This is a genomic window from Streptomyces sp. NRRL B-3229 (assembly GCF_000719505.1).
In the GTDB taxonomy this organism is placed as follows: Bacteria; Actinomycetota; Actinomycetes; order Streptomycetales; family Streptomycetaceae; genus Streptomyces; species Streptomyces griseorubiginosus.
In genome coordinates, this window is sequence record NZ_JOGP01000011.1 from 197,267 (window position 1) to 219,322 (window position 22,056).

At 70.6% G+C, this 22,056-nt stretch carries 21 protein-coding genes and 1 pseudogene; 7 read left to right on the top strand and 15 right to left on the bottom strand.

Going from position 1 to position 22,056, the window contains the following annotated elements; translation table 11 throughout:
- Nucleotides 1-48: 48 nt before the first annotated feature.
- The 4 genes from IF54_RS0119975 to IF54_RS0119990 all read left to right on the top strand — a co-directional run bounded on the left by IF54_RS0119975 (nucleotide 49) and on the right by IF54_RS0119990 (nucleotide 6,233).
- Entirely contained in the window at nucleotides 49-2,430 is a 2,382-nt protein-coding gene (locus tag IF54_RS0119975; protein WP_030320510.1) for a ribonucleoside-diphosphate reductase subunit alpha, read from the top strand.
- Nucleotides 2,430-3,443 (top strand): ribonucleotide-diphosphate reductase subunit beta, encoded by a 1,014-nt coding sequence (locus IF54_RS0119980; RefSeq protein ID WP_030320511.1) that lies wholly within the window; start codon nucleotides 2,430-2,432, stop codon nucleotides 3,441-3,443. Before IF54_RS0119975 ends, IF54_RS0119980 begins: the two co-directional genes overlap by 1 nt.
- Nucleotides 3,444-3,656: 213 nt before the next feature.
- The gene (locus tag IF54_RS0119985; RefSeq protein ID WP_030320512.1) at nucleotides 3,657-5,702 is read left to right on the top strand and encodes a putative Ig domain-containing protein; all 2,046 of its coding nucleotides are present in this window, start codon (nucleotides 3,657-3,659) and stop codon (nucleotides 5,700-5,702) included.
- 51 nt (nucleotides 5,703-5,753) lie between these two features.
- Entirely contained in the window at nucleotides 5,754-6,233 is a 480-nt protein-coding gene (locus IF54_RS0119990; RefSeq protein ID WP_030320513.1) for a hypothetical protein, read from the top strand.
- Here the strand turns inward: IF54_RS0119990 and IF54_RS39680 are convergent.
- Together IF54_RS39680 and IF54_RS43035 are read right to left on the bottom strand one after the other, a co-directional pair.
- Nucleotides 6,220-6,975 (bottom strand): annotated as a pseudogene (locus IF54_RS39680) (hypothetical protein). The gene IF54_RS0119990 and the pseudogene IF54_RS39680 sit on opposite strands and share 14 nt — an antisense overlap.
- A 47-nt stretch (nucleotides 6,976-7,022) precedes the next feature.
- Nucleotides 7,023-7,160: a hypothetical protein gene (locus IF54_RS43035; RefSeq protein ID WP_199821225.1), complete on the bottom strand. Its 138-nt coding sequence runs from the start codon at nucleotides 7,158-7,160 to the stop codon at nucleotides 7,023-7,025.
- 125 nt (nucleotides 7,161-7,285) lie between these two features.
- Between IF54_RS43035 and IF54_RS0120005 the strand changes: the two genes are divergently transcribed.
- On the top strand, nucleotides 7,286-8,251 hold the full coding sequence (locus IF54_RS0120005) for a GlxA family transcriptional regulator (RefSeq protein ID WP_030320515.1): 966 nt from the start codon (nucleotides 7,286-7,288) through the stop codon (nucleotides 8,249-8,251).
- Between the two features lie 4 nt (nucleotides 8,252-8,255).
- Here the strand turns inward: IF54_RS0120005 and IF54_RS0120010 are convergent, their stop codons facing one another.
- The 9 genes from IF54_RS0120010 to IF54_RS0120050 form a co-directional block, all read right to left on the bottom strand.
- On the bottom strand, nucleotides 8,256-9,626 hold the full coding sequence (locus tag IF54_RS0120010) for a cytochrome P450 (protein ID WP_030320518.1): 1,371 nt from the start codon (nucleotides 9,624-9,626) through the stop codon (nucleotides 8,256-8,258).
- Nucleotides 9,623-10,717: an epi-isozizaene synthase gene (gene cyc1, locus IF54_RS0120015; protein ID WP_199821226.1), complete on the bottom strand. Its 1,095-nt coding sequence runs from the start codon at nucleotides 10,715-10,717 to the stop codon at nucleotides 9,623-9,625. The genes IF54_RS0120010 and cyc1 overlap by 4 nt, the downstream gene beginning before the upstream one ends.
- 279 nt (nucleotides 10,718-10,996) lie before the next feature.
- A complete protein-coding gene (gene def / locus IF54_RS0120020; RefSeq protein ID WP_030320529.1) occupies nucleotides 10,997-11,647 on the bottom strand; it encodes a peptide deformylase in 651 nt (216 codons plus the stop codon).
- Between the two features lie 129 nt (nucleotides 11,648-11,776).
- Nucleotides 11,777-12,757 carry a tetratricopeptide repeat protein gene (locus tag IF54_RS0120025; protein ID WP_020136680.1) on the bottom strand — a complete coding sequence of 327 codons (981 nt, stop codon included), beginning with the start codon at nucleotides 12,755-12,757 and terminating at the stop codon, nucleotides 11,777-11,779.
- Between the two features lie 104 nt (nucleotides 12,758-12,861).
- Nucleotides 12,862-14,115 (bottom strand): HD-GYP domain-containing protein, encoded by a 1,254-nt coding sequence (locus IF54_RS0120030; protein WP_030320532.1) that lies wholly within the window; start codon nucleotides 14,113-14,115, stop codon nucleotides 12,862-12,864.
- A gap of 11 nt (nucleotides 14,116-14,126) precedes the next feature.
- Nucleotides 14,127-15,434, bottom strand: a complete 1,308-nt coding sequence (locus IF54_RS0120035; protein WP_030320535.1) for an HD-GYP domain-containing protein — start codon at nucleotides 15,432-15,434, stop codon at nucleotides 14,127-14,129.
- Nucleotides 15,435-15,646: 212 nt separating this feature from the next.
- Nucleotides 15,647-16,066 (bottom strand): roadblock/LC7 domain-containing protein, encoded by a 420-nt coding sequence (locus IF54_RS0120040; RefSeq protein ID WP_030320538.1) that lies wholly within the window; start codon nucleotides 16,064-16,066, stop codon nucleotides 15,647-15,649.
- Between the two features lie 679 nt (nucleotides 16,067-16,745).
- Nucleotides 16,746-17,603 carry a hypothetical protein gene (locus IF54_RS0120045; protein WP_030320540.1) on the bottom strand — a complete coding sequence of 286 codons (858 nt, stop codon included), beginning with the start codon at nucleotides 17,601-17,603 and terminating at the stop codon, nucleotides 16,746-16,748.
- Nucleotides 17,600-17,974: a hypothetical protein gene (locus tag IF54_RS0120050; RefSeq protein WP_030320542.1), complete on the bottom strand. Its 375-nt coding sequence runs from the start codon at nucleotides 17,972-17,974 to the stop codon at nucleotides 17,600-17,602. The genes IF54_RS0120045 and IF54_RS0120050 overlap by 4 nt, the downstream gene beginning before the upstream one ends.
- 154 nt (nucleotides 17,975-18,128) lie before the next feature.
- On the opposite strand from IF54_RS0120050, the gene IF54_RS0120055 reads away from it, so the two are divergent.
- Nucleotides 18,129-18,494 (top strand): hypothetical protein, encoded by a 366-nt coding sequence (locus IF54_RS0120055; protein WP_030320543.1) that lies wholly within the window; start codon nucleotides 18,129-18,131, stop codon nucleotides 18,492-18,494.
- A gap of 45 nt (nucleotides 18,495-18,539) precedes the next feature.
- Here the strand turns inward: IF54_RS0120055 and rsrA are convergent, their stop codons facing one another.
- The 4 genes from rsrA to IF54_RS0120075 form a co-directional block, all read right to left on the bottom strand.
- Entirely contained in the window at nucleotides 18,540-18,851 is a 312-nt protein-coding gene (gene rsrA, locus IF54_RS0120060) for a mycothiol system anti-sigma-R factor (protein WP_030320546.1), read from the bottom strand.
- Nucleotides 18,848-19,531: an RNA polymerase sigma factor SigR gene (gene sigR / locus IF54_RS0120065; RefSeq protein ID WP_020136688.1), complete on the bottom strand. Its 684-nt coding sequence runs from the start codon at nucleotides 19,529-19,531 to the stop codon at nucleotides 18,848-18,850. The genes rsrA and sigR overlap by 4 nt, the downstream gene beginning before the upstream one ends.
- A gap of 257 nt (nucleotides 19,532-19,788) precedes the next feature.
- Nucleotides 19,789-20,439 carry an alpha/beta family hydrolase gene (locus IF54_RS0120070; protein WP_030320548.1) on the bottom strand — a complete coding sequence of 217 codons (651 nt, stop codon included), beginning with the start codon at nucleotides 20,437-20,439 and terminating at the stop codon, nucleotides 19,789-19,791.
- Between the two features lies 1 nt (nucleotide 20,440).
- Nucleotides 20,441-21,256 carry an SOS response-associated peptidase gene (locus IF54_RS0120075; protein ID WP_078852044.1) on the bottom strand — a complete coding sequence of 272 codons (816 nt, stop codon included), beginning with the start codon at nucleotides 21,254-21,256 and terminating at the stop codon, nucleotides 20,441-20,443.
- 50 nt (nucleotides 21,257-21,306) lie between these two features.
- Here IF54_RS0120075 and IF54_RS0120080 point away from each other — a divergent pair, with 50 nt between their 5' ends.
- Nucleotides 21,307-22,020: a M50 family metallopeptidase gene (locus IF54_RS0120080; RefSeq protein ID WP_030320552.1), complete on the top strand. Its 714-nt coding sequence runs from the start codon at nucleotides 21,307-21,309 to the stop codon at nucleotides 22,018-22,020.
- Nucleotides 22,021-22,056: the final 36 nt, after the last annotated feature.

Consider the following 22,056-nt stretch of genomic DNA (forward strand, 5'->3'; position numbering starts at 1 on the left):
TGCCCCCTGCCCTCCGCAAGGCCCCGTGCCAGCGAGGGAGAGCCCCACGTGACCATCGCGCCAGCCGATCCGGCCTCAGCGGCGATCGAGCGGACCGCGCAGCGGACCGAGCAGGAGAACGACGGCCCCGGAGCCGCGTTGCTGCGGACCCTGGCCGAGCTGACCGCCGACCTGCCCGACGCCGACCCCGGCCGGGTCGCCGCCGCCGCGCTCCGCGGCCGGTCCGCGCGGGCCGACGAGTCGGAGCTGCGCGAGCTGGCCACCGAGGCCGCCGCCGGGCTCATCTCCGAGGACCCGGCGTACAGCAGGCTCGCCGCCCGGCTGCTGACGATCTCCGTCGCCGCGGAGGCCGCCTCCCAGGGCGTCACCTCGTTCACCGGCTCGGTCGCGGTCGGCCACCGCGAGGGCCTGATCGCCGACCGTACGGCCGAGTTCGTACGGGTGCACGCGGAGCGGCTGGACGCGCTCATCGACACCGAGGCCGACGACCGCTTCGGCTACTTCGGGCTGCGCACCCTCCACAGCCGCTACCTGCTGCGGCACCCGATCACCCGCAAGGTCATCGAGACCCCCCAGCACTTCATGCTCCGGGTGGCGTCCGGGCTCGCCGAGGACGACACCGTCAGGGCTCTGGACGAAGTCGCCGCGCTCTACGGGCTCATGAGCCGCCTCGACTACCTCCCCTCCTCCCCCACCCTCTTCAACTCCGGCACCCGGCACCCCCAGATGTCGTCCTGCTACCTCCTCGACTCCCCGAAGGACGAGCTCGACTCCATCTACGACCGCTACCACCAGGTGGCCCGGCTCTCGAAGCACGCCGGCGGCATCGGCATCGCGTACTCCCGCGTCCGCAGCCGCGGTTCGCTGATCCGTGGCACCAACGGGCACTCCAACGGCATCGTCCCGTTCCTGAAGACGCTGGACGCGAGTGTCGCAGCCGTGAACCAGGGCGGCCGGCGCAAGGGCGCGGCCGCGGTCTACCTGGAGACCTGGCACTCCGACATCGAGGAGTTCCTGGAGCTCAGGGACAACACCGGTGAGGACGCCCGCCGTACGCACAACCTGAACCTCGCGCACTGGATCCCGGACGAGTTCATGCGCCGGGTGAACGCGGACGCCGAATGGTCCCTCTTCTCCCCCGCCGACGTGCCCGAACTGGTCGACCTGTGGGGCGAGGAGTTCGACGCCGCGTACCGCGCGGCCGAGCAGAAGGGGCTCGCGAAGCGGACCATCCCGGCCCGTGACCTCTACGGCCGCATGATGCGCACCCTCGCGCAGACCGGCAACGGCTGGATGACCTTCAAGGACGCCGCCAACCGCACGGCCAACCAGACGGCCCTGCCGGGTCACACGGTCCACTCCTCCAACCTCTGCACGGAGATCCTGGAGGTCACGGACGACGGCGAGACCGCGGTCTGCAACCTGGGGTCGGTGAACCTGGGCGCGTTCGTCGACACCAGGACCGGCGACATCGACTGGGAGCGGCTGGACGCCACCGTCCGCACCGCCGTGACCTTCCTCGACCGGGTCGTCGACATCAACTTCTACCCGACCGAGCAGGCCGGGCGGTCCAACGCCAAGTGGCGTCCCGTCGGCCTCGGCGCGATGGGCCTCCAGGACGTCTTCTTCAAGCTGCGCCTGCCCTTCGGCTCCCCGGAGGCGCAGGCCCTGTCCACCCGGATCGCCGAGCGCATCATGCTCGCCGCCTACGAGGCCTCCGCCGACCTCGCCGAGCGCAGCGGCCCGCTGCCGGCCTGGGAGAAGACCCGTACCGCGCAGGGTGTGCTGCACCCGGACCACTACGCCACGGAGCTCAACTGGCCCGAGCGCTGGGCCGCCCTGCGCGAGCGCATGGCCGGCACCGGGCTGCGCAACAGCCTGCTGCTGGCCATCGCGCCCACCGCGACCATCGCCTCGATCGCGGGGGTGTACGAGTGCATCGAGCCGCAGGTGTCCAACCTGTTCAAGCGCGAGACACTGTCCGGGGAGTTCCTCCAGGTCAACTCGTACCTGGTGAACGACCTCAAGGCGCTGGGCGTGTGGGACGCGCGCACCCGTGAGGCACTGCGCGACGCGAACGGCTCGGTGCAGGACTTCGCGTGGGTCCCGGCGGACGTACGGGCGCTGTACCGCACGGCGTGGGAGATCCCGCAGCGCTCCCTGATCGACATGGCGGCGGCCCGGACCCCGTTCCTCGACCAGTCGCAGTCCCTGAACCTGTTCCTGGAGACGCCGACCATCGGCAAGCTCTCCTCGATGTACGCGTACGCCTGGAAGTCCGGGCTGAAGACGACGTACTACCTGCGCTCGCGCCCGGCGACCCGTATCGCCCGCGCGGCTCAGGCCACCGTCCCCGTCCAGCAGGCGGCCCCGGAAGACGCCGTCGCCTGCTCCCTGGAAAACCCCGAGTCCTGCGAGGCATGCCAGTAATGACCACCGAAGCCAAGAACCTTCTCGACCCGGGCTTCGAGCTGACCCTCCGGCCCATGCGCTACCCGGACTTCTACGAGCGCTACCGGGACGCCATCAAGAACACCTGGACCGTCGAGGAGGTCGACCTCCACTCGGACGTGGCCGACCTGGCGAAGCTCAGCCCCGCCGAGCAGCACCTCATCGGCCGGCTGGTGGCGTTCTTCGCGACGGGCGACTCGATCGTCGCGAACAACCTGGTGCTGACGCTGTACAAGCACATCAACTCCCCCGAGGCCCGGCTGTACCTGAGCCGTCAGCTCTTCGAGGAGGCCGTGCACGTGCAGTTCTACCTGACGCTGCTCGACACCTACCTCCCCGATCCCGAGGACCGCGCGGCCGCCTTCGACGCCGTCGAGAACATCCCCTCGATCCGTGAGAAGGCCGAGTTCTGCTTCAAGTGGATCAACGAGGTGGAGAAGCTGGAGCGCCTGGAGTCCCGGGCCGACCGCCGCCGCTTCCTGCTCAACCTGATCTGCTTCGCCGCGTGCATCGAGGGCCTCTTCTTCTACGGCGCCTTCGCCTACGTCTACTGGTTCCGCAGCCGGGGTCTGCTGCACGGCCTCGCCACCGGCACCAACTGGGTGTTCCGTGACGAGACCATGCACATGTCGTTCGCCTTCGACGTGGTCGACACCGTCCGCAAGGAGGAGCCGGAGCTGTTCGACGAGGAGCTGCGCCAGCAGGTCACCGACATGCTGGCGGAGGCCGTGGAGGCGGAACTCCAGTTCGCCCGGGACCTGTGCGGCGACGGGCTGCCCGGCATGAACACCGAGTCGATGCGGCAGTACCTGGAGTGCGTCGCCGACCAGCGGCTCACGCGGCTCGGTTTCGCGCCGGTGTACGGCTCCGAGAACCCTTTCTCCTTCATGGAGTTGCAGGGTGTCCAGGAGCTGACGAACTTCTTCGAGCGCCGCCCGTCGGCGTACCAGGTCGCGGTGGAGGGCACCGTCGACCTCGACGAGGACTTCTGACCGCAAAGTAAGGAACGACCAGTGGACGGCCCATGGAGCTTCCATGGGCCGTCCATGAGGCTGCTATGGGGCAGCAAAGATCTCCCCTGGCTTCTTCTCGCGCCTTCCCACCCGCCGCTAGCTTCTGGCACGTCATGCTCATGACTGCGTGATCTGCCGCCGCTGCGCGCGTCACGGGCCTGCCTGTAACCCCACCGATGGAGGCAGTACCCCATGCGCGAAATGCCCCGACGGAGCCTGCGAAGACTCCTGACCGCAGCGATACCCGCCCTCGCCCTCGGCCTCGCCGGATTCGCGGCCGTACCGGCGCACGCGGCACCGGCGACCACCCACACCTCCCGGGTGAGCCAGAACAGCAAGGCCCTCACCTCCCCCGACCGGCAGACCTTCCACACCACCGGCAAGGCCGGCCAGAAGGTCCCGACCACCCACCTGTGCGCCACCGCGGCCCCCGGCGAGGCCTCCTGCTTCGCCCAGCGCCGTACCGACATCAAGCAGCGCCTCGCCACCGCGCTGGCCGCCGCGGCCCCCTCCGGCCTCAGCCCGGCCAACCTGCACAGCGCGTACAACCTGCCCTCAACGGGCGGATCCGGCCTCACGGTTGCGGTCGTCGACGCCTACAACGACCCCAACGCCGAGGCGGACCTGGCCACGTACCGCTCGCAGTACGGCCTCTCCGCCTGCACCAAGGCCAACGGCTGCTTCAAGCAGGTCAGCCAGACCGGCTCCACCACCTCGCTGCCCACCAACGACACGGGCTGGGCGGGTGAGGAGGCGCTGGACATCGACATGGTCAGCGCGGTCTGCCCGAACTGCAACATCACCCTCGTGGAGGCCAACTCGGCCAACGACACCGACCTCGGCATCGCCGAGAACGAGGCGGTGTCCCTGGGCGCCAAGGTCGTCTCCAACAGCTGGGGCGGCTCCGAGGCCTCGTCCCAGACCAGCGAGGACACCTCGTACTTCAAGCACCCGGGTGTGGCGATCACCGTCTCCGCCGGCGACTCCGCCTACGGCGCCGAGTACCCGGCGACGTCCCAGTACGTGACGGCAGTCGGCGGCACCGCGCTGTCGACGTCCTCCAACTCCCGCGGCTGGACCGAGTCCGTCTGGAAGACCAGCTCCACCGAGGGCACCGGCTCCGGCTGCTCCGCGTACGACCCGAAGCCGAACTGGCAGACCGACACGGGCTGCTCGAAGCGCATGGAGGCCGACGTCTCCGCGGTCGCCGATCCGGCCACCGGCGTGGCGGTCTACGACACCTACGGCGGCTCCGGCTGGGCCGTCTACGGCGGCACCAGCGCCTCCGCCCCGATCATCGCCGGCGTCTACGCCCTCGCGGGCACCCCGGGCTCCAGCGACTACCCGGCGAAGTACCCGTACTCCCACACCGGCAACCTGTACGACGTCACCAGCGGCAACAACGGCTCGTGCTCCCCGTCGTACTTCTGCACCGCGACCACCGGCTACGACGGCCCGACCGGCTGGGGCACCCCCAACGGCACCACCGCCTTCACCGCCGGCACCAGCACCGGCAACACGGTGACCGTCACCAACCCGGGCAGCCAGTCGACGACGACCGGCGGCACGGTCAGCCTCCAGATCAGCGCCACCGACAGCGCGGGCGCGACCCTGACCTACAGCGCCAGCGGCCTGCCGACCGGGCTGTCGATCGCCGGCTCCACCGGCAAGATCACGGGTACGGCGTCCACCGCGGGCACCTACCAGGTCACCGTCACCGCGAAGGACTCCACCGGCGCCTCCGGCTCCGCCTCCTTCACCTGGACCGTGGGCTCGACCGGCGGCACCTGCACCTCGTCCCAGCTGCTCGGCAACGCGGGCTTCGAGTCGGGCAGCACCACCTGGTCCGCGTCCAGCGGGGTCATCACCAACGGCACCGGCGAGTCGGCGCACAGCGGCTCCTACTACGCCTGGCTGGACGGCTACGGCTCCGCGCACACCGACACGCTCTCCCAGGCGGTGACCGTCCCGAGCGGCTGCAAGGCGACCTTCACCTTCTACCTGCACATCGACACCAAGGAGACCGGCAGCACCGCCTACGACAAGCTGACGGTCAGCGCCGGTTCCACCACCCTGGCCACCTACTCCAACGTCAACGCGGCCTCCGGCTACGTCCAGAAGTCCTTCGACCTCTCCTCGTACGCCGGCTCGACCGTGACGCTGAAGTTCAGCGGGGTCGAGGACTCCTCGCTCCAGACCAGCTTCGTCATCGACGACACCGCCGTCACGACCAGCTGATACGGATCCATGAGCGGGGGTCGTACGTCACAGAAGGGAGAGGAGTCCCCCATGCGTCGTACGACCCACCGCACGACCCTCGCCCTCGCCGCACTGACCCTGCTGGCGGGGGCGGGATGCGGCAGCCAGGCAGGAAGCGACGGGGGTGGCGCCGACACCGTGTCGCCGCCGCCCTCGTCGTCCGCATCGCCGTCACCCTCGTCGTCACCCCGCTGTACGTCCGCCTCCGAGCTCGGCGCATCCGACAGCGGCGCCACGGTCTGTCTCGCCGTGGGCGACACGGTCCGGCTGAGCCTGGACGGGACGAAGAGCCGCCCCTGGAGCCCGGTCACCGCCGAGGGCACCGGCCTGGAGCCCGTCAACAGCGGCTTCGTCCTCCAGCCCGGCGACGCGAACGCCGCGTACCGGGCGGTTTCGGCGGGACAGGTGCGTCTGACGTCGTCGCGGCCCCTGTGCGCCACCGAGACCGGAAAGGTCTCCTGCAAGGGGATTCAGGGGTGGTGGGTCACCGTGGTCATCACTGGAGCGTGACCGTGTCCCCTGCCGACGCCTTCAGCGAGGTCGTCGTGGTGCCGGGGAAGTACCAGCGCCAGCTGCCCGCCTGCGTGGCGGTCACCTTGGTGCTGAGCCGGCCCACGTTGTCCGTCGTCACGGTCTTGACCGTGCGGTAGTGGGCGGCACCGGCGGCGCGGAACTGGAGCCTGACCGACTGGCCCGGGTAGCCGTGGTACTTCAGGTCCTCCCAGTTGGCCCGGGACAGCTTGCCCCTGACGGTGAGCTGGGCACCCTTGGCGACGGGTTCCGGGGTCGCGTCCGTGGAGAGCTGCGCGGCGCGCTTGACCTTTTAGTGGGCGATGTCGTCGTAGATCCAGTAGTCGCCGTCGTTGGCCTTGACGGTGGCGGCGACCGACCAGACACCGGCGAGCCGGTTGCTGTCGATGTCGTCGCTGTCGGCGATCCAGACGGGGTCGACCGTCATCGTGCCGGTGCACACCGAGGTCGTCGAGCTCTTCCTCACACAGGAGGAGTCGCCGTTCCAGGTGAAGAAGCCGTAGGGCGTGGTGCGGTTGAACGTGCTGAGGTGCGTGATCTTCTTGGCACCCGAGTCGTCCTTGATGGTGACCGCGATCGGAAACGTGATCGTCCGCGCCGTACCGACGATGACGTTCCCGCCCTTGTTCACCACGGTCTTGGTGACCCTGATGTCACCCTCACCCTCGGCGTGGGCCCCGGTGGCCGTGAGCAGGGTCAGGGCTGCCGCCCCGCCTGCCACGGCCCACAGTCTGCGTCTCATGTTCCTCCCCTGTTGATCAGGAGAGACTAGACCGTACGGGTCGCCCCGTGTGCGGCCCGGAACTCGCGGGCCTGCCTGATCTGACGGTCGACGCGCTTGTCGTGGACGATCCCGATCGCGGACGGGAGCACCAGCAGAGCGAGGATTCCGAGAACAATCAGCATTCCGATCAGTCCTTCTGTCTGCGCTGAGGTCATGTCACTACTGTCGCGCCGTAGACTCCTGACAAACAGTGGCAGGACTGCCGCACACCCTCGATTTACTGCCAACCCTGAGGCACACTGGCAGCATGCTGACCAACGTGGCCGCCGTAGTCCTGGACGGCGTGAATCCCTTCGAGCTCGGAGTCGTCTGCGAGGTCTTCGGCACCGACCGCAGCGACGACGGACTGCCCGTGTACGACTTCGCGGTGGCCTCGGCCGAGGGGCCCACCCTGAAGTCCCGCTCGGGCTTCTCGCTGGGCGTGGAGCACGGTCTGGAGCGGCTGGAGTCGGCCGACCTGATCGCCGTGCCGGCCGGCGCCTGCTACGAGACGCGGGAGTTCCCGCCCGAGCTGCTGGAGGCCCTGCGGCGCGGGGTCGAGCGCGGCGCCCGGGTGCTGAGCGTGTGCTCCGGCGTCTTCGTGCTGGCCGCGGCGGGACTGCTGGACGGCCGTCGCTGCACCGTGCACTGGCACCACGCGGAGGAACTGGCGCTCGCGTATCCCCGGCTGACGGTCGAACCGGACGTCCTGTACGTCGACGAGGGCCCGGTGATCACCTCCGCCGGGACCGCCGCCGGCATCGACGCCTGTCTGCACATCGTGCGCACCGAGCAGGGCCCCGAGATCGCCAACAAGATCGCCCGGCGCATGGTCGTACCGCCGCACCGGGACGGCGGCCAGGCCCAGTACATCGAGCGGCCGCTGCCCCGGTCGAAGTGCGACACCGTCGGCGAGGTCCTCGTCTGGATGGAGGGCCACCTCGACGAGGACGTCACCGTGGAGCAGCTCGCCGAGCGCGCGCACATGTCCCCGCGCACCTTCGCCCGCCGCTTCCAGCAGGAGACGGGCACGACTCCCTACCGCTGGATCCTGCGCCAGCGGGTGCTGCTGGCCCAGCGGCTGCTGGAGGCGACGGACGAGACGGTGGACGCGATCGCGGGCCGAACGGGGTTCGGCACCGCGGCCGCGCTGCGCCACCAGTTCCTGCGGGCGGTGGGCACCACCCCGAACGCCTACCGGCGCACCTTCCAGGGCCCCGAGGCGGTCGCCTGAGCCGTCACCTCGGCACCGGCCGCACCAGGAGCCGGTTCGGCCGCAGGGTGATGCCGGGGCGGGGGGTGTCGTCCGAGCCCGGCACCTGCTCGAAGCGGTACCTCCGGGCCAGGGCCGCCGTGAGCAGCGTCAGCTGCGCCATCGAGAAGTGGTCGCTGGGGCACTTCCGGTTGCCGGTGCTGAACGGACTCATGGCGTGTTTGGGAACCGCCTTGGCGCGCTCCGGACTCCAGCGCAGCGGGTCGAACTCCGCACTGTCGTCGAAGGACTTCGCGTCCCGCTGGATCGCGTAGGGACTGTAGACGATGTCGGACCCGGCCGGAATGCGATAGCCACCGAGTTCGGTGTCGCGTACCGCCCGCCGCGTCAATATCCAAACCGCGGGCCACAAACGCATGGTCTCGACCACCAGATAGTTCGTGTACGTGAGCGACCGGACGTCCTCGAATGCCGCAGGACGGCCACCGGTGACGGATTCAACTTCCGCGCACACCTTGTCCGCGTGTTCCGGGTGTTCGGCGAGTACCTGAAGCAGCCACATGATCGTGGACGCCACGGTTTCACCGCCCGGGGTGAGTATCGCGACGACCTGGTCGTGGATCTCCTGTTCGCCGATCGGATCGCCATTCGCATCCTTGGCCGCCAGCAATGCCGTCAGCAAATCGTCCGGCTTTTGACCGGATGCCCGGCGTTCGGCGATGATCTCGTCGACCACGAGATGCAGATCGGCGAGCGCCCGGTTGAATGCGAGGTTGGCCGGAAGGGGCAGCTTGTACAGCGGCCCCGCCGGTATCACCATCCGCCGGTACATGCCCCGGAAGACGGTCGTCAGCGCGACGCACAGCCGCTCGGCGCGCTCGTCCATGTAGTCCCCGCGCAGCAGGCACCGGGCCGCGATGCGCACGGCGACCCGGAACGACTCCAGGGTGGCGTCGACCGTCTCGCCGGGCCGCCAGCGCTCGGCCAGCGCCTCGGCCTCCTCCTCCATGATCGGCCCGTACGCCGGTATCGCGTCGAGCCGGAACGCGGGCTGGATGGTGCGCCGCTGACGCCGGTGCTGCGGGCCGTTGGCGGTGGCCACCCCCTCCTTGCCGACCAGCCCCTCCAGGGACTCCCAGAGCGGCCCGGCGATGATGAAGTCGGGGTTGAGCGCCACCGCTCCGGTCAGTTCGGGGGTGGTGGGCGCGTACACCGTCTTGGGGCCGAGCCGGAGGCGCACGACGTCGCCGTACGCCCGCAGGCCGGACAGGAAGGTCAGCGGATCGCGTGCGAGCCGCAGGCCGTGCCCGAGGAGCGGCACCCGGCCGCCGGCGAGGGGCGGCTCACCCGGCTCGGGAACCACCGGGGTGTCGGGTTTCACGGATTCGACGGTCATTTCTCACCTGCCGCTTCGTTGTTGACGTACGGGGGTGTGGACCGGTCGTCCCAGCTGTCGACCTGGTAACGGCCGGACTCGTGGTGGAACCAGTAGACGGTGCTGAACCAGTTGCGCATATTGCGGACGCAGGTCCTCACGGCCGCGCTGAGTTCCTTTCCGCGCGCTGTGCCGTCGTCCAGACCGAGGGCGAACTGAAGGGCGTCCGCCTCGGCCACCAGGAATGCGTCCACGCATTTGTCGACCAGTCGCCGCATTTCCCGGATCGCCTCTTCGAGGGTCAGTCCCTCGTGCTGGATGAGGCTGATTCCGAGATTGTGCACCTCGTCGCCCGCGATTTCCTTGGGGAGCGAACACAGGTCGTTGTACCAGGCGGCGAATTCCTGACTGAGCAGGGCGGCCCGCCGATAGGAGGAGTGTTTCCTTATCGGGTCCGGGAGTTCGCATCCGGCGGCGGCCTCCAGGAGGTCCGTCCAGATCCAGTGGGCGAACGTCAGGCGGCGCAGCGCCAGATACTCCTGGACCGGGGGGACGACTCCCTCGACACGATTGCGGAATTCCCGGTCGTAGGCCTCGATCACGGCGTGGAAGTGCCGGGCGAACCGGGTGTTCCACGTCAGCGGCAGGAACGAGTACAGCCGCGTGAGGGTGTCGGCGAAGGCGGCGACCAGCGGATCCTCATGGTGCAGGTGGTTCCGCGGGGCGTCGAGCGCCGAGTGCAGCCGGCGCCGGAGTCGCCGCCAGGCCGCCGGGCGATGGTGGACGATGTCACGGTCGTGCCGGTCGTCCCAGACGAAGAACCAGGCGCTGAAGTCCGCTATCGCCTGGAGGACCTCGTCGGGGGCCTCGAGGTAGTACCCCGCCATGAGGTCCGTGTAGCACAGTCCGTCGGCATATTCTGCGACTGCGTCCGGCGGCATCAGCCGCTTTTCCAGAAGCCAGGTGCGGGTCCTCTCCTGGAGCCTGGGCCAATACGGATGCAGTCGCCTGGGAAACGCTGCCTCGATCACCGGGAGAGAGAGTGACGGTGGAACCGCGATCGCCGTCGGCGACGGCGCCGACGACGTGATGCTGTGTTGGAAAGCAGGCACGAACAAACCCCTTCCAGCCGCCAGTTGACGCACGCCCTCCGCTGAACCGGGCGTGCGCCGTTGCGTATCCCCGCACTTCCCATTCAGCACCACAACTGACCGTTTTGAGAACGGATTTGCTTCGTTCACTACCCCCCAGGTGCCGATTTCTCCCCGTGCGTGACCAGAACCGGATCACCGCATGAGCACATCCGATCGAACGTGCGACGCACATGCGAACGGCGCCTGTCGGGGAGGTGCTCCCTGAACAGGCGCCGTGCGGAAGGGCGTTGTACGACGTCAGTCGTTCGCGACCACGGGGTAGCGGGGCTCGTTCTCCGCCATCTGCCGCAGCGCGTCCTTGCGTTCGCGCTTGGAGAGACGGTCGATGTAGAGGTAGCCGTACAGGTGGTCGGTCTCGTGCTGGAGGCAGCGGGCGAAGTAGCCGGTGCCGCGGACCTTGATCGGGTTGCCCTTCTCGTCCTGCCCGGTGACCTCGGCGTAGTCGGGGCGGGCGAGCGGGGCGTACGCGGTGGGCACCGAGAGGCAGCCCTCGTTGCTGTCGTCGAGCCGGCGCTGGTCGGCGGGCAGGTCGACGAGCTTCGGGTTGCAGACGACACCGACGTGCCGCTTGCCCTCGTCGTCCTGGCAGTCATACACGAAGACCTTCAGGTCGACGCCGATCTGGTTGGCGGCGAGGCCGACGCCCTCGGCGGTGCGCTGGCTGGCGAACATGTCCGCGACCAGCTGGTCCAGCTCCGCGCCGAACTCGGTGACGTCCTTGCACTCCTTGTGCAGCACGGGGTTCCCGACGACGGTGATGGGCCGCGAGGTGCCGCGCTCACGCCAGGCGTTCTCCCGCTCCTCGGTCTCCTCGGTGTCGACGACGAACCCGTCATCGTCGACGGGGAGCACGCCCGCGTGCTGCTGATCGGTGTCCTGCTGGGCCATGACCTACGGATCGCCTTCCTAAAAACAAGAACAGGGGGTGACTGCGCATACAGGGTACGGGGATCGCGCCCCGCAGGGGCGCGGGGAACTGCGCGACCGGCCCCCACCGGCCCGCAGCCGAACACCGACCTAACAGACCTCTTCCAAATCCCGCCAATCACGAGAATCCGGGCTGTCCGCTACCCACCCGTCCAACAGCCCCCGAACCAGCGAGGCAGGCGCAGCCACCCCGCACTCCCGCTCCGGCACCCACAACTGCCCGTCCGTCCGATGCCCCAACGGCCCGGGATGCCCCGGCTCACTGTGATCGTGCGGATCGAGATGCTCCCCGTCGCCCTCGTCGGACGGCATCCGCGACTCGGAACACATCCGACACAGCAACCGCACGGAAGAGGACCAGTCCTCGGCGGCGAACCCCGCGTCCGCGGCCAGCTGCTCCAGCGCGTCCCGGTCCGCCTCGGTCGCCGCCTCCAGCAGCACCACCCACGTCGGCACCGGCGACGGCGCCCACAGCTCGATCTCGTCGAACACCGGGTAGGCATGGCCGGACGCGGTCGTCCGCTCGCCGTGCGGCACACCGTCGTGCAGCACGACCTCGCCCCAGCGCCGCCCCGAGGACGGCAGCGGGATCGACAGCACCTCGATGCGGGCGGGGTCCAGCCGCCGCCCCCAGACCACCTCGGCCTCCCCCTCCGGGGACAGCCGTACGGCGGCACTGCCCAGGTCCATCCCCAGCGGCTCGCCCGAAGCGGTGGCGCCGCCCGGCACCCGCAGTCCGTACGCCTGCCAGGCCCGCCGGGCCAGCGGCCAGTCCTGGAGGGCGGTCGCGGCGATGCCGACGTTCCACCAGTCGGGCGCCCCTGCCTCCCGGTCGAGCAGCGCGACGGCCCTGAGGCCCGCGGCCCGCGCCTGCTCCCAGTCGTGCCGGAACTTGTGCAGCAGGGCAAGGTTGAACCAGGACTCGGACAGCCACGGCTCCAGGTCCGCGGCACGTGTCAGCAGCGCGCCCGCGTCCTCGTACCGGCCGTCGCCGATCAGCGTGAACGCACGGTCCGTGGCCTGCCGCCAGGAGGCGGAGGGCCGGTGCCGTCCCTTGCCGAAGATCCTCACGATTCCCGCCTGCCAGTTCCGTCGAGTGGGCTGGCTGTGCCCCCGGACACCCTCTCTCTCGCATCCAACCACGTGTGGTCGGAAGGGCGCTCATTACCCATGGGTTACCCCGTCCTGGGCGAGGTCAGACAGTCTCTCGACAGCACTCTGGCCAGCGCCTCCACGACCTCCGGAGCGTAGTCCCCCGCGGTGCCCAGGCGCAGCTCCTCGAGCGCGGTCAGGGGGCCGCCGGGGCCGGTGTCCCGGGCCTTCTCCTCGTAGGCGTTCACCGCCCGCACGATCCGGGCCGCCGTCGGCTGCTCCCGGCAGGGGTCGGCCTGCCGCTCCACGACCACCGCGACGGCCGCGTCCACGCCCGTCTGCCGTACGACGGCCCCGCCGAGCAGGGCGATACGGCGCTGTTCGGCGACGGGCAGCGACGCGGTGGCGCCCGCGGGCACCGGGTCGACGAGGCTGAGCTGGCCGATGTCGTGCATCAGGGCCGCGTACTCCAGGACGGTCAGCTCGGGCCGGGTGAGCCCGAGGTCCCGGCCGACCTCCCGGCAGAGCGCGGCGACCCGGCGTGCGTGCCCGGCAGGGGTGTAGCCGGCGATCTCGGTGGCGCGGGCGAGGGAGGCGATGGTCTGCCGGTTGGTGGCCCGGACGGCGGCGTACCGGCGGACCGAGAGCTGGGTGAGCAGCAGCGGCACGGAGAACACGGGCAGCGCCCACAGCCCCGCGACGGCCACCGCGAGCGCCATCACGGCCCCGGTGGCGACGACGGCCGACCCGATGCCGAGCAGCGCCCGCAGCTCGTCCCTGAGCAGCGGGGCGAAGGGCCAGCGGGTGCGGGAGTGCGCGAGCGCGGCGGCGAGCACGGCGTCGCACAGCGCGGTCAGGGAGAGCAGCGCGAGCAGGAGCAGGGCGTAGGCGGGGCCGCCCCAGTGCTCGAACGTCCCCTGGTTGTAGAGGGGTTGGAAGCACACGGCGGCGAACCCGACGGTGAGCACCCGGCGGGCCAGCTGGTCGGTGGTGGGACCCTGGCCGCGTCCGACGTGCGGCACGCTGCCGACGAGGGAGGCGGCGAGGACCACGGTCACGACCTGGCCGGCGCCGTGATGGGTGGGCGTGCCGGCGTTCTCCCCGAGCAGCGCGTAGGACAGCGCCCCGGCGGCCCCGAGCGGCGCGGCCTCCCGGACGTGGGACCCACCGCGGCGGTTGAGCTCGCCGACGGCGATCAGCACCCCGAAGGCGAGAGCGGTCCCGCGCTCCTCCAGGCCGCCCCAGAGGGAACAGGCGAGGCAGCCGAGCGCGAGGAGGACGGCACTGGTGTGGACGAGGACCCGGAGCCAGGAGCACCGACGGGACGTCTTCGACATCTGTCGGCCGTTCACCGGCGTGCTCCCTGCCGCCCGTCGACCCCCGGCCGCGGCCGGGGCACGTCCGTCTCGTCGGCCGTGACCGCGGGATGCCAGCCGTGCCGGGTCAGGGCGTTGACGAGTGCCGTCACCATGCGCGGGTCGAACTGGCTGCCCGCGCACCGCTCCAGCTCCTCCAGCGCCGCGCCGACCGGCCGGGCGCGGCTGTAGGACCGGGTGGAGGTCATGGCGTCGAAGGCGTCGGCGACCGCCACCACCCGCGCGGACTCCGGGATCTGGGCCCCCCTCAGTCCGTACGGGTATCCGCTGCCGTCCAGCCGCTCATGGTGGTGGAGCACGGCGGCCCGGGCCTCCCCGAGGAAGGAGATGCCGCGCACCATCTCGTGCCCGTACTCGGGATGCAGTTCGATGACCCGCCGCTCCTCGGGCGTGAGCGGCCCGTCCTTGCGGAGCAGCCGCGTGGGCACCCCGAGCTTGCCCACGTCGTGCAGGATCCCGGCGAACCGCAGCACCTCGGTCCGGGCGTCGTCCATGCCGAGCTCCCGCGCGATCATCATCGACGCCTGTCCGACCCGTTCGCTGTGCCCGCGCGTGTACTCGTCCTTGATGTCGACGGCCTGCACCAGGGCCCGGATGGTGGCCTGGTGCGCGGCCCGCTCCCGGTGGTACTGCGCGAACGCCCACCACGACACGCACATCGGCAGCAGCACGAGCAGCGCGGCGACGGGGCCGTAGGGACTGCGCCAGAGCACGGCCATCATCAGCCCGGCCAGGCCGTGGACGGCGACGGGAGCGAGGGAGCGCAGGAAGAGACCGCGCCAGGCCCGCCGTACCGGAATCCGGTCGGCGAGCGCCAGGATGCCACCGTCCAGCAGGCTCAGCACCAGGCAGAAGGCGAGCACCGCGGCCCCGGCCGGGACCAGCGCGTACGGGAAGTCGGAGGCCGCGACGGCGTCCCGGCCGCCCAGCGCCCAGTGCACCCGCGCGGCCGCCCACACTCCCACGGCGAGCTGCGCTCCCCGCCACAGGCGCCTGAGCCACCGGGGGCGCGGACCGACCGGGGACAGCAGCGCCCCCGGCAGGGCCACGAGGGCGGCGGCGGAGGGCGGCAGCAGAAAGGCACCGGCGAGCAGCACGGGATGGAAGGTGCCGGCGTACCGCCACCGGGCGGCGGCCTGCTCGCATCCCGCGTACAGCGCGGCGAGCAGGAGGACCGCCCACCATGGGGCGCGGACGGCGGGCAGCGGCAGCAGACAGAGCAGTGCGGCGACGGCGACACAGGCGACGTACGCACGCGCGCGCACCGGTACCGCCTCCACGCCAACGCCTCCCCCGGGCCGCGCCTGCTACGGCTCCGGAGCCTAGAACGCGGGGTGGGCCGTGGGAGCCGCTATGGGCGAATCTGCGAGCATATCGCCCCAGGATTAGCCCGATCGGGTGACCGTCGCGTGCGTGTTCCCGCGTGCGTGTTCCCGTCTGCGTGTTCCCGTCTGCGTGTTCCCGTGTGCGGCCGCGCGGCCGCGTCCCCGTGTCAGTGGGAGACGTCCGCGGCGAGCACCTTGCCGAGTTCCTCGACGACGGAGGGCGACTCGCGTTGCAGGGCGGCGAGGTCGAGCCCTTCGTCACAGATGAGCGTGAGCAGCGCGCGGTCGCCGACTGCGGTCACGACGACGTGTCCCGTACCGCCCCGCACCACCACCTCGCGGAGCGGTCCCGCACCGCATTGGTCGGCCATCCGGCGGCCGACCCCCAGGGTCGCGGCGGCGAGGGCGGCGACGGACTCGGGGTGCACGGAGTCGACGTCGGCGACGACGAGCAGACCGTCCGCCGTGGACAGGACGCTCTCGCTGACGCCCATCACGCGGTCGCGCAGGGAGGTGAGGATGTCGGTGAGAGTGGTACCGGAGTTCTGCGGTTCGCCGTCCGGCCGGGGCGAGGGGTTTTCGGTCATGGACACGTGCTCCTTGGTCCGGACGCCGAGGGGGGCTCGGTCGGGCTCCTGTTCTCGGGAAGGGCCCCGAGCCGCTGACGGACGCGCCGCAGTGTTTCGATCGAGGGTTGTTCGGCGGCCAGTTCCTCGGGCGAGGGGACCGGAAACGCGAACGGAGGCGCAGTGGTGGGGGAAACGCCGCGCACGGGGAGGGGTGGGTGCGCGGACGCGCCCGGGGAGGGGAGCTTCGGGGAGTCGCGGTGGCCGGGGGAAGCGGGGGTGATCGAGGTCCCGGTGGCGCTTGGGGGTTCGGCGGTGGCCGACGTTGCGGTGGATCCGGGGGGCTCGGCGGTTTCAGATCCGGGCTCGGCGGTTTCAGATCCGGGCTCGGCGGTTTCAGATCCGGGCTCGGCGGTTTCGGGGGGTCTGCGGGCGGCCGGAGCCGTCGCGGCTTCCGAAGAACCGTCTCCGCTCGAAGTCCTGTCCGTCCCACCGGGGTTGGACGGACCTAAGGCCACGCTCCCCGCACCAGGATCCGCGGGCACAGTCCCCGCACCCTCGTCCGCATCCGTGCCCTCGGCCGATCTCCCCGCTCTCCCGGAGCCGGCGGACTCCTCCGGTCCGGAGGCTCTCCCGGCGGACTTCCCCGTGCGCGCGGCGCTCGGTCTCCGCCCTCTCGCGGGCTCTTCTCCTGCTGGGCTCACCGGTCGGCCTTCTCTCCGCGCTCGCCGGGACGGGTACCGCCGCCCGGTCTGCGTCTGGGCAGGGGGCCGGCGGCGGGGGTGGACCCGTCGGCGTTGCCCGGGATGACACGGGGCGCGGTGCTCGGCCGGTCGCCCGGCGCGGTCCTGGCCTCCCGGCGGATCAGGCCTTGTGATTCCAGGCGGTCGAGGTCCAGCATGACCGCGTACAGCCCCCGCCCGAGAGCGAAGGCGAGATCGCGGGGAGTACGGCGCCCGTTGACCGCGTCGAGCAGTTCCCGGAGCCGCGGCGGCACCCACGGCCCGCCCCGGTGTCCTTCGAGTGCCGCGGCGCCCCTCCGCTCGGGGTCCCCCACCGCCTCGGGGCGCGACCGTGCCAGCTCGCCCGCCGTCACCCCCGCCCGCCCCAGCAGGCCCACGCGGCGAGCGACCTCGTCGGTGAGCACCCGGGGCTCCACCCCGGGCGAGGCGACCAGCGTCGGCTCGCGGTCCCCCATGACCCAGCCGCCCGGCGCCCCGAGGGACATCGCGAAGGCGCCGTCGTGGACCGCGGCCGTGCAGACGACCTCCAGTTCCGCGGCGCCGATCAGCCGGGCGGTGACCAGGTGGGCGCCGAGCCGGTCGGCGTCCGGTTCGGTGGCGCAGGCGGTGAGCCAGGCCTCGTCGTCGATACGGCCCGTGGTGAGCAGGGCCGAGGTGGCGGTCGGCGCACCGGGCGTCTCGATCGCGCCGACCAGGCCGTTCCGGAGATGGATCGTTCCGCCGGGTGAGCCGGAGACCCGGACCGTGCCGGTGAACTCCTCGTCCCGCAGCGCCTGGAGGAGCGCGGGGACGTTCCGCGCGGCGGGCGCTTTCACGCCAGCACCTCGGTGACGCGGTCGCCCAGGCTGCGCAGGGCGAGCGCCACGTTGGCCCGGTCGCGGTCCAGCCCGGCGGCGAGCAGCAGGGGGTCACCGGCGGGCCGTACGACGGAGAACAGCATCTGATGGCGGCGCCGGCTGGTCAGGACCACGCTCTCCAGATCGCCCTCGGCCCCGGCCTCGCCGAGCCGCTGTGCGATGAGGGCGGCGAGTTCGCTGCTCTCCGCACCGCCGCCTGCCTCGCCGATGTCGCCCGCGGCGCCGTAGACCAGTCCGGTCACCGCGTCGATCAGGGCCACGCCCGTGACTCCGGGCGAGTCGAGCAGCCGGTCGAGGGAGGTCTGGAGCGCCGTCGCGTTTTCCCCCATTGGCCCTCCACGGTCAGACACCACGCACTACTTTGAACGACAAGTTTCGGCGCACACGCCAAAGTTGGCGCTAAGTGACCCATGAGTCGCTTGCTGTCGATCGTAGTTGTCCGAGCATCGACCGGTCAGCAGCACGGAAGAATTGAGGAAACCGGTGAACATCGAGACCGCACTCAAGGAAGCCATGAGCCTGGACGGCGCGATCGGCGCCGCCATCGTGGACTATGACAGCGGCATGACGCTCGGCTCGCTCGGCGGCGGCCAGGGCCTTGACCTGGAACTCGCGGGTGCGGGCAACACCGAGGTGGTGCGGGCCAAGATGCGCACCCTGGCCTCACTGGACATGGACGACGTGATCGAGGACATCCTCATCACGCTCGGCAAGCAGTACCACCTGATCCGGCCACTGACGAGCAGCCAGGGTGCGCTCTTCTTCTACGTCGCTCTGGACCGGTCCCGCAGCAATCTGGCGCTGGCCAGACATGGCCTCAGGCGGATAGAGAGCGGTCTGGAGATCTGATCCCGCGGCGTTCCGCGGGCCGTACGGCACGGCGGACGGCGGCGCTCAGGACTCCCGCGGCGTCGCCGGCGCGGCGGTCACGTCGTGCTCGGGCACCGTCTGCCCGGAGCGGATCAGGTCGAGCCGCCCCAGGACCTTGGCGCGCAGGTCGGTCGGGACGTCGTCCTGACCGCAGCAGCGCTTGACGAGCTTCTTCACGGCCTCTTCCAGGCCGTACTTCTCCAGGCACGGCGAGCACTCCGTGAAGTGCTGCTTGAACTTGGCGCGGTCGACGTCCGGCATCTCACTGTCGAGGAACTCGTAGAGATGGTCCAGGACTTCAGAGCAGTCCGTCTCGTGCGGCTCTCCGCAGCTCATGAGCCCGAGCCTTTCGCTTCGTTCGACTCCCCTGCACCGGCCGGGACGAGCCCGCGCTCACGGGCGTAGTCCTCGAGCATGCCGCGCAGTTGACGGCGGCCGCGGTGCAGGCGGGACATCACCGTACCGATGGGTGTCCCCATGATGTCCGCGATCTCCTTGTACGCAAAGCCCTCTACGTCGGCGAGATAGACGGCGATGCGGAATTCCTCGGGGATCGCCTGGAGCGCTTCCTTCACGTCCGAGTCGGGCAGGTGGTCGAGCGCCTGCGACTCGGCGGAGCGCAGACCGGTCGACATGTGCGACTCGGCACGGGCGAGCTGCCAGTCCTCGATCTCCTCGGCCGCGGAGCGCTGGGGTTCGCGCTGCTTCTTGCGGTACGAGTTGATGAAGGTGTTCGTGAGGATCCGGTACAGCCACGCCTTGAGGTTGGTGCCCTCACGGAACTGGTGGAAGGACGCGTACGCCTTGGCGTACGTCTCCTGCACCAGGTCCTCGGCGTCGGCCGGATTGCGTGTCATACGCAGAGCGGCCGAGTACATCTGGTCGAGGAATTCGAGCGCGTCCCTCTCGAAGCGCGCGGTGCGCTCCGCGGTGGTCTCCGTGCTCGTGCCCTGGCCCTCGGGCTGCTCCGCCTGGCCGTTGTCGGTCCCTGCGTCGATCCCAGTGACCGGACCCACCTCCTCAAGATTCCTGGCAGCAACGAAACCGGTGCCACCGGAATTGGAGGATAGACGACTACCCGTCCCGGCCGCCCCTCGAATCGGGGTGGTCTTGGCCGCATGCAGTACCGTCCAGTCCAGGTCAGCACGGCTGCTACGGCTCGGGCAGAAGGTCGAACCCATGCGGCGGACTTCCTCTCCACGACGGTCGGTGCTGGGTGTTCAGCACTTCTGTCCGCCTCAACAGAGGTCCGCGGCTCAACATTCCCGGGGCTTCACCCCAGTGACCCGGCCCACGTCACGACCGCGTCCGTGATGACCGTCACGGTCTCCTCCTGGGTGAGCTCCGCCCGCTTCGGCACCGCGAAGCCGTGATCGCCGTAGGGGACCTCGACCAGCTCGTACGAGCCGTCCGGGAACTCCTCCGGCTTCCCGAAGGGGTCGTTGCCGCCCTGCACGACCAGGGTGGGCACCCCGGATCCGAGCAGTTCGTCCGCCCGGGACTTCTCCGGCTTGCCCGGCGGGTGCAGCGGGAAACTGAGGGCGAGCACGGCATGGGCGCCCAGCTCGACGGCCGTACGGCAGGCGACCCGGGCGCCCGCGCTGCGCCCGCCGGAGATCACCGGCAGGCCCGGCTTCGCGAGGGCGGGCCACAGGCCCCGCCAGCCCACGTCCAGCGTCTTCGGCGCGGGCGCGAGCTTCTTGCCGGCCACCCGCCAGGGCTGTTCGACGAGGGCGACGGTCACTCCGTGCCGCGGGAGGACCGCGGCGAGAGCCTGGAGGTCCCGTGCCTCGATGCCGCCGCCCGCGCCGTGGCTCACCGCCAGGACGAGCCGTGCCCTGCTCGCCCGGTGCCAGGTGATGCGGGCGTCCCCCGCGTCGGTGCCGATGATCTCGGAGGTCTCTTCGGAGGTCGCTTTGGTCACGTCAGAAGAGTGTGCCCTCTTCGGGGCCGTCGAGCTCCTTCAGCAGCTCCGGGCCGTTGTTGCGGACGTTGCTGACGGCCGTGCTGACCGGGTACGCGCGCATGAGCCCCTCGGGCGGCGGCGCGAGCAGGGAGCGCAGGTCCTCCACGTCCGTGCGGGACGGGTCGAGCCAGGTGTCCCAGCGGTCCGGGGTGAGCATGAGCGGCATCCGGGGATGGATGTCGGCGAGGGAGCGCGGTCCGTCGGCCGGGGAGACGGCCAGCGGACCCGTCTCCGCCTCGGTCGTGATCACCGAGCAGGTGACCCACCAGGCCCCCGGGTGGTCGTCGGGCAGGGTCTTGTCGCGCCAGAACTCGTAGAGGCCGGCCATCGCGAAGACCGAGCCGTCGGCGGGCAGCACGAAGTAGGGCTGCTTGCGCGGCCGCTTCTTCTTCCCCTCGACCTCCAGGTCGCGCTCCTGGGTGCCGGTGACCCACTCGTAGTAGCCGTCGGCCGGGATGATGCAGCGGCGCGTGGCGAAGGCCCTCTTGTAGGACGGCTTCTCGTGCACGGTCTCCGCGCGGGCGTTGATCATGCGGGCGCCGCCCTCGGGCGTCTTGGACCAGCTCGGCACCAGTCCCCACTTCAGCTTCCGCAGCTGCCGAACCGGCCGAGGATCCTCCACGTCCTTAAGTGGACGGTCCAGGACGGCGTAGACCTCCTTGGTCGGGGCCACGTTGTAATCGGGCTCCAGGGTCTCCTCGGGTTCCCACTTCTCGATCTCAAAGATTCCTGCGAGATCCTCGGGCCCACGACTCGCTGCATACCGTCCGCACATACGTGCCACACTGCCAGACTCCGTACGAGGAGAGGGAGCCACCCGGAAACATGGACACCAGCACAGCGACCTCTCTCTGGGACGAGCTCACCGGCCTCCAGCCCGATCCCGACCTGTGGGTGGTGCTGGCCACCCTGGTGGCGGCGCTGGCCATAGTGGTCCCGCATCCGCTGTGGCGCGTCTCGCGCAACGCGATCACCATCGCCCACGAGGGCGGACACGGCCTGGTCGCCCTGTGCACCGGCCGCCAGCTGACCGGCATACGGCTGCACTCCGACACCAGCGGCCTCACCGTCAGCCGCGGCAAGCCGCACGGCATCGGCATGATCCTCACGGCAGCGGCCGGCTACACCGCTCCCCCGCTGCTGGGCCTGGGCGGCGCGGCCCTGCTGGCCTCGGGCCGCATCACCCTGCTGCTGTGGGCGGCGACGGCCCTGCTGGTGGCGATGCTGGTGATGATCCGCAACGCCTACGGAGCCCTGACGGTCGTGCTCACCGGCGGCACCTTCGTGGTGGTCTCCTGGCTCACCGGCCCCCAGGTACAGGCGGCCTTCGCCTACGCGGTCGTGTGGTTCCTGCTGCTCGGCGGAGTACGTCCCGCTTTCGAGCTACAGGCGAAGCGCTCGAGAGGCGGCGCGGGCGACTCGGACGCGGACCAGCTCTCCCGCCTGACGCACGTACCGGCGGGGTTGTGGCTGTTCCTGTTCCACGCGGTGAGCCTGTGCTCGCTGATAGGCGGGGGCAGGTGGATGTTGGAGGTGTGATGCAGGCCCGAAGGGCCGCATCACAGGGGCGCGGGG

Excerpts from the sequence above, each read along its gene's own strand:
- IF54_RS0119980 (WP_030320511.1), top strand. The coding sequence starts at position 2,430 with ATGACCACCGAAGCCAAGAACCTTCTCGACCCGGGCTTCGAGCTGACC.
- IF54_RS0119985 (WP_030320512.1), top strand. The coding sequence starts at position 3,657 with ATGCGCGAAATGCCCCGACGGAGCCTGCGAAGACTCCTGACCGCAGCG.
- IF54_RS0119990 (WP_030320513.1), top strand. The coding sequence starts at position 5,754 with ATGCGTCGTACGACCCACCGCACGACCCTCGCCCTCGCCGCACTGACC.
- IF54_RS43035 (WP_199821225.1), bottom strand. The coding sequence starts at position 7,160 with ATGCTGATTGTTCTCGGAATCCTCGCTCTGCTGGTGCTCCCGTCCGCG.
- IF54_RS0120005 (WP_030320515.1), top strand. The coding sequence starts at position 7,286 with ATGCTGACCAACGTGGCCGCCGTAGTCCTGGACGGCGTGAATCCCTTC.
- IF54_RS0120010 (WP_030320518.1), bottom strand. The coding sequence starts at position 9,626 with ATGACCGTCGAATCCGTGAAACCCGACACCCCGGTGGTTCCCGAGCCG.
- def (WP_030320529.1), bottom strand. The coding sequence starts at position 11,647 with ATGGCCCAGCAGGACACCGATCAGCAGCACGCGGGCGTGCTCCCCGTC.
- IF54_RS0120030 (WP_030320532.1), bottom strand. The coding sequence starts at position 14,115 with ATGTCGAAGACGTCCCGTCGGTGCTCCTGGCTCCGGGTCCTCGTCCAC.
- IF54_RS0120040 (WP_030320538.1), bottom strand. The coding sequence starts at position 16,066 with ATGACCGAAAACCCCTCGCCCCGGCCGGACGGCGAACCGCAGAACTCC.
- IF54_RS0120050 (WP_030320542.1), bottom strand. The coding sequence starts at position 17,974 with ATGGGGGAAAACGCGACGGCGCTCCAGACCTCCCTCGACCGGCTGCTC.
- rsrA (WP_030320546.1), bottom strand. The coding sequence starts at position 18,851 with ATGAGCTGCGGAGAGCCGCACGAGACGGACTGCTCTGAAGTCCTGGAC.
- IF54_RS0120075 (WP_078852044.1), bottom strand. The coding sequence starts at position 21,256 with ATGTGCGGACGGTATGCAGCGAGTCGTGGGCCCGAGGATCTCGCAGGA.
- IF54_RS0120080 (WP_030320552.1), top strand. The coding sequence starts at position 21,307 with ATGGACACCAGCACAGCGACCTCTCTCTGGGACGAGCTCACCGGCCTC.